General features: G+C 49.9%; 11 protein-coding genes. 7 read left to right on the forward strand and 4 right to left on the reverse strand.

The genetic code is table 11. The features are described 5' to 3' along the window. Positions 1-499 precede the first annotated feature (499 nt). The 6 genes from Pla110_RS12285 (at position 500) to Pla110_RS12310 (ending at position 10046) form a co-directional block, all read left to right on the forward strand. Positions 500-2371, forward strand: coding sequence for a 2-oxoacid:acceptor oxidoreductase subunit alpha (locus tag Pla110_RS12285; RefSeq protein ID WP_144996047.1), 1872 nt, complete (start codon positions 500-502; stop codon positions 2369-2371). An 84-nt stretch (positions 2372-2455) separates the two neighbouring features. Beyond that, a complete protein-coding gene (locus Pla110_RS12290) occupies positions 2456-3478 on the forward strand; it encodes a 2-oxoacid:ferredoxin oxidoreductase subunit beta (RefSeq protein WP_144996048.1) in 1023 nt (340 codons plus the stop codon). Between the two features lie 207 nt (positions 3479-3685). After that, the gene (locus Pla110_RS12295) at positions 3686-4885 is read left to right on the forward strand and encodes a CPBP family intramembrane glutamic endopeptidase (RefSeq protein ID WP_144996049.1); all 1200 of its coding nucleotides are present in this window, start codon (positions 3686-3688) and stop codon (positions 4883-4885) included. 279 nt (positions 4886-5164) lie between these two features. After that, on the forward strand, positions 5165-6553 hold the full coding sequence (gene rimO, locus Pla110_RS12300; protein WP_231742400.1) for a 30S ribosomal protein S12 methylthiotransferase RimO: 1389 nt from the start codon (positions 5165-5167) through the stop codon (positions 6551-6553). A 241-nt stretch (positions 6554-6794) separates the two neighbouring features. Further along, positions 6795-7415, forward strand: a complete 621-nt coding sequence (gene pgsA / locus Pla110_RS12305) for a CDP-diacylglycerol--glycerol-3-phosphate 3-phosphatidyltransferase (protein WP_144996050.1) — start codon at positions 6795-6797, stop codon at positions 7413-7415. A 99-nt stretch (positions 7416-7514) separates the two neighbouring features. Continuing rightward, positions 7515-10046 carry a DNA internalization-related competence protein ComEC/Rec2 gene (locus Pla110_RS12310; RefSeq protein ID WP_144996051.1) on the forward strand — a complete coding sequence of 844 codons (2532 nt, stop codon included), beginning with the start codon at positions 7515-7517 and terminating at the stop codon, positions 10044-10046. A gap of 40 nt (positions 10047-10086) precedes the next feature. On the opposite strand, the gene Pla110_RS12315 is transcribed toward Pla110_RS12310, so the two are convergent. The 4 genes from Pla110_RS12315 to Pla110_RS12330 all read right to left on the reverse strand — a co-directional run bounded on the left by Pla110_RS12315 (position 10087) and on the right by Pla110_RS12330 (position 15045). After that, entirely contained in the window at positions 10087-11037 is a 951-nt protein-coding gene (locus Pla110_RS12315) for a tetratricopeptide repeat protein (protein WP_144996052.1), read from the reverse strand. A gap of 68 nt (positions 11038-11105) precedes the next feature. After that, positions 11106-11327, reverse strand: coding sequence for a winged helix-turn-helix domain-containing protein (locus tag Pla110_RS12320; protein ID WP_144996053.1), 222 nt, complete (start codon positions 11325-11327; stop codon positions 11106-11108). 536 nt (positions 11328-11863) lie between these two features. Next, the gene (locus tag Pla110_RS12325; protein WP_144996054.1) at positions 11864-12331 is read right to left on the reverse strand and encodes a hypothetical protein; all 468 of its coding nucleotides are present in this window, start codon (positions 12329-12331) and stop codon (positions 11864-11866) included. A 98-nt stretch (positions 12332-12429) separates the two neighbouring features. Continuing rightward, positions 12430-15045, reverse strand: a complete 2616-nt coding sequence (locus Pla110_RS12330; RefSeq protein ID WP_144996055.1) for an excinuclease ABC subunit UvrA — start codon at positions 15043-15045, stop codon at positions 12430-12432. A 226-nt stretch (positions 15046-15271) separates the two neighbouring features. Here Pla110_RS12330 and Pla110_RS12335 point away from each other — a divergent pair, with 226 nt between their 5' ends. Beyond that, positions 15272-15559, forward strand: coding sequence for a hypothetical protein (locus Pla110_RS12335; RefSeq protein ID WP_144996056.1), 288 nt, complete (start codon positions 15272-15274; stop codon positions 15557-15559). The last annotated feature ends 115 nt before the right edge of the window (positions 15560-15674 follow it).

The raw sequence follows: 15674 nt of genomic DNA on the forward strand, positions 1-15674 counted from the left end.
GACCAATGTTGGATGTGAATATCAACCTCGCCAACCGATTCCACTCGCCTGACTGTAGACGGCGGATGAGGTAAGGTCTCGCTGTGGATTGGTCAGTACCCGGGAACCTTTTTCACCACCAGGTCTCTTTCATTTTAGAAGCTGTGTTCAGACGACGTCCCAGTCGGCTGTTAGCCTCCACTCCTATGTTGTTCAGACAATTTGAACGACCTTTAATAGTGCGAGACTGAACCAAGCCGCTGAAACGCTCTCTCTGTGACTTAGCCATTCCTTAATGGCTCTCGAAGTCCGGCTTGCCGGCGGCCATGAAATTAGATTCCATCGAGAGACTTCCCACCTGATACTGACTTCCCAACAATACAACTTTCAAATCTGACTTCCAGCTGAATCGATTTCAACCTATCGATTCAGCAATGAATAACTAACTTCAACTGCGAAGCAACCAGGATCGCAGACATCCGGTTTTGGCTTCCAGCTTGTTCCCGAGGAAAATCTTCTGATGGCCTCTACTGAAATGGCAACCCCCTCCGGCATGAAACCAATTGAAGAAATGGAAACCGTCGTTATCCGCTTTTGCGGCGATAGCGGCGACGGAATGCAACTTGCCGGAACACAATTCACCAATGTGTCGGCAGCTTTTGGCAACGATGTCAGCACTCTGCCTGACTTCCCCGCAGAAATTCGCGCCCCAGCCGGGTCATTGAGCGGAGTGAGTGGCTTCCAGATCAGTTTTTCCAGCAAAGACATTTTCACCCCCGGGGACGAAGTCGACACCCTCGTGGCGATGAATCCGGCCGCGCTGAAAACGAACCTTGCCGACCTCAAACGAGGGGGCACGCTGATCGTCAATGAAGACGCCTTCGATAAATCCAATCTGACCAAAGCAAGCTACGATTCCAACCCGCTGGATGATGAAGAATCCCTTGCGGGCTACCGGCTATTCAAAGTTCCAATGACTCGCCTCACCAAAGACGCGTTATCAGAACTGGACATTTCACAGCGTGAAGCGGTCCGGTGCAAAAACTTCTTCGCTCTTGGTCTCGTGTACTGGCTGTACAACCGAGATTCCAAACCGACCGTTGATTGGGTCAACAAGAAGTTTTCCAAGCTACCAATCGTTGCCGAAGCCAACATTCGCGCTCTCAAAGGTGGCCGCAATTATGGTGACTCCACCGAGGCGTTCACGGTTCACTACAAAGTATCAAAGGCCGATCTTCCTCCCGGCAAGTACCGCAAAATCACCGGAAACGAAGCCCTGGCAATGGGACTGGCAACGATTGCCAAACTGTCAAACAAGACTTTGATCTACTCTGGCTACCCTATTACCCCTGCCAGTGACATTCTGCACGAACTGTCCAAGCTTAAAAACTTCAACGTGAAGACCTTCCAGGCCGAAGACGAAATCGCCGCAATGTCCGCCGCAGTAGGAGCCGCATTCGGTGGCGAACTATCTGTAACAGCGAGCTCAGGACCAGGCATCTGCCTGAAAGGGGAGGCCATGGGCCTGGGGGCAATCACCGAATTGCCGATGGTCATCATCGACGTTCAACGTGGTGGTCCGAGTACCGGTTTACCAACCAAGACAGAGCAATCCGACTTGCTTCTCGCCATGTTTGGTCGAAATGGTGAATCACCGCTCCCGATTATCGCTCCAGCGACTCCGGGGGACTGCTTTGAAATGGCCCAGCAAGCAATGCGAATTGCAGTTGAGCACATGACTCCGGTCATTCTGCTCTCCGATGGTTATATTGCGAATGGTGCTGAGCCTTGGCAGATTCCTGATGTCAGCGATCTCACCCCGATCAAAATCAACCATCCAACAGAACTAAACGAAGACGGTATCTACGAGCCTTATGCCCGAGATGAAAACCTGACTCGACCATGGGCCATCCCCGGCACCACTGGGTTGGAGCATCGTGTTGGTGGTCTGGAGAAATCCAACATCTCCGGAAACGTCAGTTACGATCCGGAAAACCACCACGACATGACGTTGTTGCGTGCCAAAAAGGTGAAGCTGATTGCAAACCGGTTGCCCGCCCAGGAAGTCCTCGGCCCCAAGACAGGCGACTTACTCGTCGTCAGTTGGGGAGGCACCTACGGTTCTGTTCGCACGGCAGTTAGCCATGCGATCGAAGAAGGTAAGAGTGTCGCCCACGCGCACATTCGCTACCTGAATCCATTCCCCAATAACCTCGGCGAGATTCTGAAAAAGTACGATCAGATTCTCATTCCCGAATTGAACATGGGCCAACTTCGTCTACTGTTACGCAGTGAATTCCTGGTAGACGCACAAGGCTTGAACAAGATCAAAGGCAAACCTTTCCTGATTTCTGAAATCAGCGAAAAGATCAACGCCATGCTCGCGGGTTAGACGAACCGCAAGGTTTGATAACTGCGAACTGATCTTCTATTTCCAAAACGATTACAGCAAATTCCTCGATTGAGAGATTTCGTTATGAGTACTGTTGAACTTCCTCAACTGTCTGCCAAAGACTTTGCCAGCGATCAGGAAATTCGTTGGTGCCCCCGATGTGGTGACTACTCCATTCTGGCACAGATGAAGAAAGTCCTGCCGACGCTCGGACTGCCCAAAGAAAAGTTCGCGTTCGTTTCCGGCATCGGTTGCTCAAGCCGGTTTCCGTACTACATGAACACGTACGGGTTCCATAGCATCCACGGTCGTGCTCCCGCCATTGCGACGGGTCTGCGACTGGCACGCCCCGACCTCTCGGTCTGGGTGATCACGGGTGACGGTGATGCACTTTCAATTGGTGGAAACCACTTGATGCACGTAATCCGCCGAAACGTGGATCTGAAAATCGTGTTGTTCAACAACCGTATCTATGGTTTGACCAAAGGTCAGTATTCACCAACGAGTCCAATCGGGCAGAAGACGAAAAGTACGCCTTACGGTTCGATCGACCATCCTCTGAGTCCGCTCAGCGTGGCGATTGGTTCGGAAGCCACCTTTGTCGCTCGATCTGTTGATGTCGACATCAAGCACCTGGGAATGGTTCTGGAACGAGCCGCTCATCATAAGGGAACGGCGTTCATTGAAGTCTATCAGGACTGTAACGTCTTCAACGCAGGTGCTCATGATTACGCCTCGAAGAAAGGCGAAAAGGAAGAAAACATCATCTATCTTGAAGATGGTAAACCCATCATCTTCGGTAAAGATAATGACAAAGGCCTGATCTTCGACGAGAACTCGAATATACAAGTCGTCACCTTGGGTGAGGAATTCTCCGAAAGTGATCTCATCGTTCACGATGAAAGCAATCCGAACCCCAGCATCGCATTTGCACTATCCCGTCTGCGTCATCCGGAATTCCCGGAACCAATGGGAGTGTTACGAGCTATAGAACGACCCATCTATGACCAAATGGTCACCGCCCAGGTTGATCAGACCATTGCGGACAAAGGAGAAGGCAATCTGGAAGGCCTCTTCAATAGTGGCGATACCTGGACTGTCGAATAATCACATTTCCGAACACTGATATTTTGAATATCAGACAAAGGTCGGAATGTCAGTCCGCTCAGGCAAACTAATGATACTGTGCCTCTGGAATGGATAGAGTACAGCCTGACTTCTTTCGGATTGAGAGAAGACTCTGGCTTGATCAGTGCTACAATGGGAGAGTGATCGAATTTTTCGTTGCCCTCTCCGTTGAAGAAGTCCCATCGTATGACTGATCATCCTGATGCCTCCGATGAATTTCCTGAGATCACGAAGCCGGAGGGCATTGTGGGTGAGGAAGCAAGATCAGCTTCCCCCAATAACGATGTCAGCCAGGAATCCGTCGACGTTGTACCGAGACAACGAAGGCCCCGCCCTGCCCTGCTTCGAGAAGGACCGGGGCTACGAGAATCGTTGGGCTGGGTCTTGGGATTCTTCGCTCTCCAGCTGGTTTTTGGCATATTTTTCCTCGTGCTGTATCTGGCTAGCCTGTTCCTGACTAATCCGGAACTTTTCCAGGCAGTAGCCGACAGTGAAGAACTCAAAGATAAATTAGCAGGCGAATCACAGACATTCGTTATGGCCGCCGCTCAAGCCAGTCTGATCGTCTGCTGTCTGGCGATGACTCGCATCCGCTGGGGCAAGAGTTGGACGACTTCCCTCCGCTTCAACGGTTTCCGTCCTATTCACATTCTCGCCGTGGCCGCGCTGATTATGCCGACTCAAGTTCTCTCGCAAGCCGTTTACGAACAAGCCAACTATTACTGGCAAATGCTCGCAGGGGAACTTCCTGCACTTTCAGTACTGGATAAATTCAATATTGTCGAATCCGCTCCCGACTTAATCAAGAATTCTCCACTCGCCATTTCCATCCTGATTTTCGCGATTGCGCCGGCCCTGAACGAAGAGATCATTTTTCGTGGAGTTGTCGGCAACGGACTCATGAATCGTTATGGAGTCGTTTTTAGCATGCTGGTCGCTTCTACTCTATTTGCCATCGTGCATATGCATCCTGTACACGCCGCCGCCGTCTTTGGATTAGGGGCAGTTATTCACTGGACCTACATCACCACCCGCACAATATGGGCCCCGATCCTGCTTCATTTTCTGAACAACGGATTTGCCTTGTTCTCGACTCTCTACCTGGGAGCCGGCGACTCTCACGACGATGCCTCGATTTCACCGTTACTAACGGCTTGCTCACTGGTAACAGTTGGCGTTCTGTGCTTATTTTTCTGGAAAAGTCGCCGCTATCTGGTCAACGAAGAAGGTGAGAAGGTTCCTGTAAACGAAGAATGGAAGACTCAACCAGCCGACTTAGCGAAATTCGAGGTACGGCAGGACAAACCTTCAGTTCCAGTCAGCCTGATCACATTATGCATCACTTTAGTGACCTTGTATCTGATTTTTAAAGATACGGCTTCCTGAACAAGCTTTATTGCCCAATTCCAGTTAGCCGAGGCCAGACTGTACCGATACTCGGTGGTTTTCTGATCGATCTATTGAGTTGATGGTTGAAATGGCTTCTGGAATCGTTATTGTGCGCTATTCCGCTTCTATTCTGGTATGATGCAACTTGCCCGGCCAATTTACGGGTAAACCCCCTACTGGTAACGGAGTGCTAACCGAGAGCCTCGGATTCGACTGGCCCTCGATGCTTTCTCACTTACTGATTTCACCTGAAACTCGCTCCTGGAGAGCTCTTCCTTGAGTACCACTGATACAACGACTATTGCTGACACTAAAACCAAAGGGACCTACGCTTTCGTAAGCCTGGGTTGCCCCAAGAATCTTGTCGACAGCGAAAAGATGCTGGGCAACCTCTCCCTGGATGGCTACTCGCTTGTTTCGGAACCCGATCAAGCCGACTTTGTCATCGTGAATACCTGCGGTTTTATTGAAAGCGCACGACAGGAATCTAAAGCGGTCATTCAGGAAATGCTTGATTTGAAAGCAGCCGGAAAAACCAAAGGAGTCATCGTTTCGGGTTGTCTCCCTGAACGACTGGGCAGCAAACTGCTAGACGAGATGCCTCAGATCGATCATATCGTCGGCGTATTTGGTCGTGACGAAATCACCACCGTCGCCGAACGCATCGTTAGTGGAGCCAAAGAACAACGCGAACTCTTTCGTCCGGCTGCTATCCGAGCCCAGGACGATACTGCCCGACTGCGAATCACACCGGGGCACTATGCTTATCTTAAAATCTCCGAAGGTTGTGACCGAACTTGTACGTTCTGTGCGATTCCCAAAATGCGTGGCAAGCATGTGACGAAACCGATTGAAATGGTTCGTCGTGAAGCCGAAGAACTGGTCGCCGATGGAGTCAAGGAATTAATCCTCGTCGCACAGGACACGACTTATTACGGCATGGACCTGTATGGGGAAGTCCGCCTTGCTGACTTGCTTAAAGAACTGGAAAAAGTCGAAGGACTCCAGTGGATTCGATTGATGTATTTGTATCCGATCAACTTCACCGATGAACTGATCGATACGATTGCCAAGAGCAGCAAAATCATTCCTTATCTCGATATGCCGCTCCAGCACAGTAATGATCGCATGTTGAAGCGAATGCAACGTCGTGTGAACCGGGAGAAGACGGAAATCTTGTTGGAGAAATTACGCGAAAGAGTTCCCAACCTGGTGATTCGCACCACATTCGTCGTCGGATTCCCTGGCGAAACGGAAAAACAGTTCATCGAATTGAAAGAGTTCGTCCGCGACCAACATTTCGAACGGGTGGGTGTTTTCACCTATTCACTCGAACCAGGTACTCCCGCGGAACGTCTTCCTGATCACCTACCTGAAGACATCAAACAGCGGCGTTACGACGAGCTGATGGAAGTCCAACAGGAAATCGCTTTTGAACATGCGGATTCCTGGGTTGGGTACGAGTTGGACGTGATCATTGACGAACAGGTCGAAGACGATCTCTGGGTGGGGCGAACATTTGCCGATGCACCCGAAATCGATAGTCTTGTTTACGTACGCGGCGAAGATCTACAGATTGGACAATTAGTCCCCGTAGAGATATTGCAGCGACAAGACTACGACTTGATCGGTGTTGTTTCGGAAGGCGAGATGGAAGAAGATTAATCTTCCTTCTGGTACTGGGCGGTGCTAGCACACAGCCGGGCAAAAAAAAGGAAAACCTAGTCCCAACAGAGGGTATCCTGAACGTCTCCGTTGTGCGAATATTTCGATAACGACCTATAGTTTCCGAGCGGCTCTGCTATACTTGTAATAGAGCACTGCGGAAGGTCTTCTTCCAGCGAAATGCTCACTAGAAATTCTCTCCCATTTGCACTTTCACAGCCTCCGGATTGACCCCGAGCTCATGAATGCCGAATCGACACAGAAGGAACCGCAACAAAGCCTGCAGTCACAACGAGTCGTGTGTAACATTCCAAACGCGATTACGTTAAGCCGACTGCTATTGGCCTGCGTCCTGTTTCTGTTGATTGATATTCAAGGCTTTTGGATCACCTCCGCTGTACTGTTTGTCTTCGCCGCCTCAACCGATTTTCTGGACGGTTATATCGCCCGAAAATATGGGATGGTGACGATCCTCGGTCGTATCATGGATCCTTTCGTCGACAAAATCATTGTCGGCGGTGCCTTTCTGTTTCTCCTCGGAGAGCCGGATCGATCAGGCGTGAATGCCTGGATGGTGCTTATTGTTATCGGTCGGGAAATGTTCATTAGCAGTCTACGCGGTTTCCTTGAAAAACAGGGACAGGACTTCTCAGCCGCTTGGAGTGGCAAGGTAAAGATGACATTGCAATGTGTCGCTGTTACCTGCAGTCTGCTCTCGCTCAGCCCCGATTATTTCTTCAACGACAGCTGGTTCCTGCTCTGCCGCGACATTCTTCTCTGGATGGCGATCGCCATCACACTTTACAGCGGAATCGAGTACATCATTCGCGCATCACATCTCTGGTCCAGCACCGACGATTGATTTGGTTGGGTGTTTCGGGTAACCCATTTGTTTTGTTGTTTCTTCATAATTGTAAACGTGGAATTCGGACTGACTAATCTCAAGCGGGAGTAGCCTGACATGAGCTCATCTACTCCCCCCGAAAGCTCACGACTCGATACCCAATCACTTTACAATCAAACGGTGGTGATCCTGCGTAGACAGCCGCTTATCCTGCTGCTACTTCCCTTTGCTGCCGGCATCGCAACCTGGGAACAGATTGAGGCAATTGTTCCAATCACAGCCGTCGTTTTATGCTGGATGGTCTTGCTGGGAAGCTGGTTCTATTCTCGGCGAGGTAGCGGACATACTTTGGGGTTTAGTTGCCTGCTTGGGATTTGCTTTCTCACGGGAATGCTCCATTTGTATGCCGCGTACTTACCTGCAGGACGACAGGACATACGCGAGCTAGTTGAACCCGAACGCCGTTTGATTCGAGTTCATGGGAAATTACTGTCGACGCCCATCGTCAAACAGAAACAAGTCAGCGAGCGCGCTCCAGACTGGCAGCGAGTTCCTGCAACCACCGCCGATCTAGCAATCGAACATGTCTACGCCGGGAAAACGCCCGTTCCCTTCACCGGTAGGCTGTGGATCACTATTCGAGGTGAAGGCCTGAAGGCTGACCGTGGAGACCATATCGAAACGACTGGTTGGTTGGAGCAACCTTTTGCCGCCTCAAACCCGGGTGAGTTTGATTTCCGTTCTTATTTAAAACATCAGGGAATCAGGGGCATATTACGTGTACAGGACGCCGCCAGCGTACGCCCTTTTTCAACGAATGAGGACTCTACAAAAGAGAGTACATCAGATTGGACGAGCCTTATCCGTCACCATTGGCGACAATTTGCAGCCAAACATCTAAAACCTGAAAACCAGAGTCTTGCCGGCGCGATGATTTTAGGAGTTCGCAATAACATTACTCCGGAACAGCAGGAACAGTTCAGCCAGACAGGAACAATGCATTTTCTGGCCGTCTCCGGATTGCACGTTGGTATCTTGATCTTCTTTCTGATTGGTGCAGGCAAACTGATTCGAATCCCACGCAATTGGTTGCCCTATCTGGTAATCATCACCATCTGGATGTATGCGTTCATCACAGACATGAATCCCCCCGTCATGCGAGCATCTTTTCTCGCTACCTTTGTCTTTGTAGGAAAGCTTCTAGCAAGACAGGCCACGCTTCTGAACCTGCTATCTCTGGCGGGGCTGGTTCTTCTGGTCTGGCAACCGACCATGATGTTTGATGTTGGGGCGCAGCTCTCTTTCCTGGCAGTCGCCGCCATCATCTGGGGCAATGAGAGTTTGCCGTTCAGAAGAACATCAACGAATCTCGACCACCCCAATTGGCGAAAACACCTCGGTTCGATCGTGTCCGGTTTAAAAAAGGTAACGCGTTTGACGCTCTCTATCTGGCTGTTTACGGCACCACTCGTGCTGCTGATATTTCATTTCATCGCACCGATCGGTTTACTTATCAACGTGATACTCGCGCCGTTAGTCATGGTAATGCTGTGGACAGGCTACCTGATGAGTGTTTTTCTGTTTCTGCTCCCCCCCTTGGCAGTTCTTCTTTCTTACCCTTTTGATGCCTTTCTCAGTCTGTTTCAATCCCTCATTGGTATGGCTCACGAACACGGCTGGGGAACCTGGTATGCACCTTCACCTCCCGTTTGGTTTCTTGTACTTTACTATGTCAGCCTGCTCGGTTTTGCTGCCGCCAGACAGTTGCACCCGCAGTTCGCTCGCTGGCGGTGGATTGCAACTGGAGCAACCATCGCAGTCGCTTTTCTGTTACTCTTCCTCCCTCAATTAACAAAGCCGTTGACCATCACTGTTCTCAATGTGGGCCACGGATCAGCCATTCTCGTGGAGTATCCGAACGGGAATCGATTGCTATACGATGTTGGTTCCATTGACGGAGGGAAACGAGCAGCTCGGGCAGTTCAGAATCTCCTTTGGAATCAAGGAGAGATGGGGATCAACTGTCTGTTGGTCTCCCATGCAGACGTCGACCATTTCAATGGTACCCATACACTCATAGCTACGATGCCAATCGCTACCGTCTGCTGTTCACCTCAGTTTCTGGACTTCGATCAACCTGCCGTCGACGAACTCATTGAAAAACTGGACAGAGCTGATATTCCTGTCCAGCTCATTCAAGCAGGCGACCAACTCAGAATTGATGAGAAGGTGGCAACCAAGGTCTTGTTTCCACAAGCAAGGACACGACTCCATCAAGACAATGACCATAGCGTGGTGCTGTTGATCGAATATGCGGGCAGGCGAATTCTGCTTACAGGCGATCTGGAACCGGAGGGACAGCAGGAATTACAACATCTGCTGGATGGGAGGCTCCCGGTTGATCTTTTGACTGCTCCTCACCATGGGGCACACGAAGCCAATGGGCGTTCCTTATTCGAGCAGTTCTCTCCTGGTATCGTCACAGTGAGCAGCAATAGTTATTTACCAGAGACAGCACGCGAGCTACAACGGCAGATACCCGATGGCGAGGCAGTCTATTTCACCCGAAACCAGGGAGCCATTCGTATCGAAATCGACTCGAAAGGCGAGCTTCGTGTTCAAACATTCCTACAGGAATCGAAGAATTAAACGGAAGACGTTCGTGAGTTTCAGGCGGTGCACTTTAACTTTAAACTTGGGGACTTTTCAGTTCCGATTCGTGCTGACGCAGCTCGTCTGATTTCGTTTTCAGCTTCTCCTGGGTTTCTCTGAAGCGTTTCATCGCCTCTTTGTACTTAAGGTGAGCGGAATAAAGTTCCGTCGGAGCGTCCCCTTCTTGCAGAACCGCTTTATGCAGATGAGTCACTTTCTCCTCCAACTGGTCCTGCATCATTCGGATCAGTTCCGTAGTCAGACCTTCCAGCTCCCGTCCTAGATCATAAACTTTCTGACGATCGACGACCCGCTCAGGCTCATCCAGATCGCGTGTTGATTCTTCCTGTTGGTTTACCGCCAACTGATCATCAGTAACGAGTCTTCCAAAAGGACTGAACGCATTTCGGGAACTGTCAACAGCCGCCTTTGCAGCATCAATCCCCCGTAGCGCCCGAGGATAATCCGGTTTGAGTTCCACAGCTTTATTGAACTGCACCAGAGCTTGCTGGAAATTACCCATTTCAATATAGACTTCACCTAGATTCACATACGCGTCAACGAATTCCGGATCGAGATTAATCGCGTCCCGATAGGAAGAGACAGCCAAGGCAAACTGTTTCAAATGTCGGTTGGCGTATCCGATATTGAAATGACCTTCAACAGACTTTCTCTCGCGTAATAATCCTTTGCGAAGGATCCCGGCGGCGTCCTGGTACCGTTCCAGTTTGTTGTAAATTGCCCCGAGATTGATCAGCAATTTGCCATTGGATGGATTTAACTGAATGGCTCGCTCAAAATGAGTCGCGGCCAATTCATAATCTTTATTAGAGAATGCAGCAGACGCCAATCCAATGTGAGCGGAAGACCGGGACTCTTCCTCCTGCAGGACCTGCTGATACAGAGTGATCGCGTCAGCATATTCCTTATGCTTATATTTACTGCGGGCCTGCTTTTCCAGCAGATCGATTTGCGTTGCTTCTGTCATTGATCAAGCGACTCCACACAGAGAAATTGAAACAGCGGTTGCAATCGCAGATCCTTAATGATGGACCTTTAATCTGTCTTTAGCGAAACAAGTTTACTACGAGGACCAGGATGAAATTCTATTTTGGACTCGCGAGCCAACCAACCTACTCCTTGCATGACTAAATCGCGAGGAGCGTCTATTTCTCGAGAGAGTTTGCTTAAGGTGACTGGTCCTTTTTCGGTCAGATAATTCCATACTAAACCAGCAGCAATGCCGATTTCATCCACCTCACTACCCTGTAATTCCATGGTCACTTCCTGGCTCCTTAAACTAGGCTGAATCACGATTTAAGAGGTTTCTGGTTCAATATAAACCAGCCTTCTAAACGAGGAAAACGGTTTCCCTCAACAATTGAAGTGTTATTCACAGATTACCAGCTTCACTGACAGAACTAATCCTGTCGCAGAACAAAAGCTAAAGGTAATCTGCCACCACTGAAGTATGATTCACAAACGCCGATTTAAGTCGGTCTGGATTGCTTCCAGCCTATTTCCAAAACTTACGAAGTGGAAAATTAGACATTGAAAACAACAAGAGAGGCAACTCGACCTCCGCTGAGCATTACAGGTTTAAGCGGAAGAATGGCGATCTTAAAATCAACAGATGCTTCTAAGTTTCCAGCCGACGAGCATCGCCGTTAATCATGACACACTTTTGACTTAGGAAGACAAGCATCTGTCCACTTCCAGTATAACACCCTAGCTGGGGATGCAATACCGAATCCCGAACTTTCTCCTATTTTCACTAACCGTCACTAACCAAATGTACCAATTGTTTACCCGTTTCAAGTTTGCTCGAAGCCGAAAAAGTCTTCGGCGCATTGAATCGACTGGGTCATCAGTTGCTGCAGTTGCGAAATCTGTTCACTCTCTTCAGCGGAATACTGCGACAGAATGAGGACCGTAAAACGGTCGGTAGCAAAAGTGCGGATCGATGCGGTGTTCATGAGGTCAAGACAGCTGAATTCAATCTCCACAGCAGAACCAACGTGTGCTCCAACCTGCTGTTCTGAAGGAAAGCTATCTATCGCCTGATACTCATCACGGTAGGTCTCGATGGCCGACTGAATCAAATCGTCCATCGCCGGGCGTTCAAAGTAGAGCGTCAGTATCCAAAAACCGGTTCCCGGGCTTTGCACCATCACCTGGATCTCTTCTTCAGAGGCCTGCTCAGTCAGAGTCCAGCCCGAAGGATAGGAAAAACTCACTCCATGCTGCTGATACGATTCTGTTAATAAATCCTGAATATCCAAAAAACTGATTCCTGTGCGATGAATGAAGTTCGTTTGTGTCGATTCTCTAAGTGGAAAATCGAACAATTGTGGATTCTAGCAAATGCAATCACCTGATCCTACTGACCGAACCAGTCGGACAGCAACTCGCCTGTCGCTGTACCTCCCTCTCGGCTTAGTTCGACAGGACTACCTGCTGCGACCACTTTCCCTCCGCCCTCCCCGGCACCGGGTCCCATTTCGATTAACCAGTCGGCAGCCGCGATGATTTGCGGTTGATGTTCTATCACCCAAACAGAATGCCCCTGCTCGACCAGTTTACGCAACAATACGATAAGTTGTTCGAGATCCGCCGGGTGCAGTCCAGAACTGGGTTCATCAAGAACAAACAAAGTGCGTGGAATTTGCTGTTTACTGAGTTCGGTTGCCAGCTTCACGCGTTGCGATTCTCCGCCCGAAAGGGTTAACGCCGATTGACCGAGGGTCAAATATCCTAAACCGACATCCTGCAACGTCTGCAGAATCATTCTCATGTCGGACAATTTATCGAAATGCTGGGCCGCTTCGCTGATCTTCATCTGTAGAATGTCTGCGACTGATTTGCCGTAAAAACGAACGGAAAGTGTCTGCGCGTTAAATCGCTTACCGCCGCAAGTGGGACAAGTCACCCATAAGTCGGTTAGCGATTGCATCTCGATCTTCTCGACACCTCTTCCCCGACAAGTTTCACAGCGTCCTTCCGCTGACAGGTAACTGAACCGCTTCGACTTAAATCCACGTAGGCGCGCCTCACGCGTCCGGGTGAACAACTTTCGAACGATGTCCCACAACCCGGTGTAAGTTGCGGGTGTCGAAAGTGGACTCTGGCCCAGGGGACGTTGATCGACCTGAACCACTCGTTCGATTTGTTCGGCACCTTGCAACTTTAATTCCACGGGCTCGTTCCGCAGAAATCGTTTTATCGCCGGCACAATTGAGTCTATCAACAGACTACTTTTTCCGCTTCCACTCACCCCGGTGAAACAAACAAATTGACCGAGAGGGATCTCGACATCAAGTTGATGAATATTATGGCATGCAATGCCCTTAACGAAGAGTTGACCAGCAGAAGAGGGTTTGTCTTTTGAATCAGATGTTGGAGCTGTTTCTAAATGAGTGCGTTGCAGGTACTTTCCAGTCAAGGTGTCCCTCGTCACGAATGTTTCCCGACTTCCCGCTGCCACCAGTTGGCCTCCCTGTGTTCCAGCTCCGGGGCCGATCTCCACAAGGTAATCAGCCTCCCGCATTGTCTGCAGATCATGTTCGATCACAATCAGGCTATTGCCTCGATTCTGTAATTGTCGAAGCACATTCAATAATCTACCGGTGTCTCGCGCGTGCAGACCGCTCGTCGGCTCATCTAACACGAAACAGGCCCCAGTCACGCCGGTTCCCAACGTGCTAGCCAATCGAGCACGCTGGTATTCTCCACCAGATAAGGTGGTTGCTTGACGGCTCAAACTCAGATAACCCAAGCCGACTTCTCGCAGAAAGTGCAATCGCGATTTCACTTCAGGAATCACTTTTTCCGCCGCCAGCGACCCCACCGAATCTGGAACGAAACAAGACGTCGATTCCGCAGTAGTCTTAATATCCGCAGTAGCAGTATTATCAATAAGCGAGTGCTCAAAGAAATCGAGTAGTGTATCCAGGCTGAACCGCTGTAGTTCGGAAAATCTCTTTCCCTCGAAGATGACCTTTCGAGCCAGTGGATTCAGACGTTCTCCTTTGCACTTGGGACAGGGATTGGAATCAACTATTCGATTTGCCGAACTCTCAGGCGAACCCGTTTTCGGTGATAGAACGATACTTCCCAACCCACCGCATTCCTGACAGGCCCCCTGCGGACTGTTGAAATTGAATGTCGCCGGATGAACCGTAGGAAAACTGATCCCGCATTCAGCACAGGCGAATCGTTCATTGAAGAAATGATCGACCCACTCTTCGCCACTTTGTTGGGTCGTGACGATGCATTCTCCGTCCCCCTGTCTCAATGTGGTGTTGATCGATTCCTGCAATCGCGATTGAATCCCCTCTTTCATGATGAGACGATCAACCACAATCTCGACGGTATGTTCATCGGCGGGGGAGATATCGACTGCGTCGTTCAGATCGTACAGTTCACCATTCACGCGTGCGCGGACAAATCCATCGGCCACCAGTTTGTCGAACAGTTCTTCCAGATTGGCGCCACTGACTCGATCCCAAACGGGGGCTAATAACATCAGGCGAGTCCGCTCGGGAAATTGCAGAACCCTGTTCACAATTTGCTCGGACGTCTGGCTGCTGACCACTTTACCACAATGCGGACAGTGAACGACTCCCGCACGAGCATAAAGTTGTCTCAGAAAGTCATCGATTTCCGTCGTGGTTCCCAGCGTATTCCTCAGACTCAAGTGGCCCCGATGTTGAGAAAGGCTGAGAGTGGGCGGCAAACCGGAGATGGAATCGACATCAGGGCGGGGCAGAATAGGAAATCGCTTTCGCGATCCGAGGGACAAGGTCGCAAAATACTTGCGTTGACCTTCGGCAAAGAGCGTGTCAAAAGCGAGCGAGCTTTTTCCGCTACCACTCACGCCGGTCACCACGACGAGCTGGCCCCGGGGTAAATCGACATCTATCCCCTGAAGGTTATGTTGCCGCGCTCCCCGTACTCGAATAACAGGGATTGAATGATCATCCTGAGAGGTCGACATAAAATCGCATTCTGGCAGTCTGGTAAGTTCCGAAATGTTCCAGGTCGCTGAAAGTACCTTTCACCCGCATAATCAACATAACCGGAATAAAATCCGCACCTCGCCTGAATCCACAGCGGCATTCGAAATATCAATCCAGTTTAAACATGAAATGACCCGAAGGGAAACTCAAGATACCCGAGGTTCTCTTATAGCAATCTCCTGAATCCCAACCAAGAGAGTCACCATGTTTCGCGCTACTGGAATCGCCCTCGGTCTGTTTCTCTCCACTTGGGGTGCGTTTCTGTTTTGCACTGAAGACATCGTGCTTCGATACAACCCCAGTTGGATACCGCAAAGCGGCTTCATATCTCAATTCTTTGAATACCAATCTGAGGGAAATCGCCAACATCTCATCGTTGAACAATGGGTCGCTATTCTGCTCGCATCAGTCGGCGGATCTCTCATGATTTTCTCTCTGGGTGGAAAATCGAAACTACGAACACCAAAGGATGAAAAACCACGGCATTCCTGAATTAAGTAGAAAACAGACCTCTGGTTGGGTCTATATCCACAGAAACAGGTCTCGATCCCTTTGAAATAGCGGTTTGCGTCAAATCGGGGCTTGAAATGGGGATCTGCGAACTTCT

It is taken from the genome of Polystyrenella longa, from assembly GCF_007750395.1.
Taxonomy (GTDB): domain Bacteria; phylum Planctomycetota; class Planctomycetia; order Planctomycetales; family Planctomycetaceae; genus Polystyrenella; species Polystyrenella longa.

What these genes read in the sequence shown, in the direction of transcription:
- Pla110_RS12295 (WP_144996049.1), top strand. Translation starts at nt 3,686, where the DNA reads ATGACTGATCATCCTGATGCCTCCGATGAATTTCCTGAGATCACGAAG.
- pgsA (WP_144996050.1), top strand. Translation starts at nt 6,795, where the DNA reads ATGAATGCCGAATCGACACAGAAGGAACCGCAACAAAGCCTGCAGTCA.
- Pla110_RS12330 (WP_144996055.1), bottom strand. Translation starts at nt 15,045, where the DNA reads ATGTCGACCTCTCAGGATGATCATTCAATCCCTGTTATTCGAGTACGG.
- Pla110_RS12335 (WP_144996056.1), top strand. Translation starts at nt 15,272, where the DNA reads ATGTTTCGCGCTACTGGAATCGCCCTCGGTCTGTTTCTCTCCACTTGG.
- Pla110_RS12290 (WP_144996048.1), top strand. Translation starts at nt 2,456, where the DNA reads ATGAGTACTGTTGAACTTCCTCAACTGTCTGCCAAAGACTTTGCCAGC.
- Pla110_RS12285 (WP_144996047.1), top strand. Translation starts at nt 500, where the DNA reads ATGGCCTCTACTGAAATGGCAACCCCCTCCGGCATGAAACCAATTGAA.
- Pla110_RS12320 (WP_144996053.1), bottom strand. Translation starts at nt 11,327, where the DNA reads ATGGAATTACAGGGTAGTGAGGTGGATGAAATCGGCATTGCTGCTGGT.
- Pla110_RS12310 (WP_144996051.1), top strand. Translation starts at nt 7,515, where the DNA reads ATGAGCTCATCTACTCCCCCCGAAAGCTCACGACTCGATACCCAATCA.
- Pla110_RS12315 (WP_144996052.1), bottom strand. Translation starts at nt 11,037, where the DNA reads ATGACAGAAGCAACGCAAATCGATCTGCTGGAAAAGCAGGCCCGCAGT.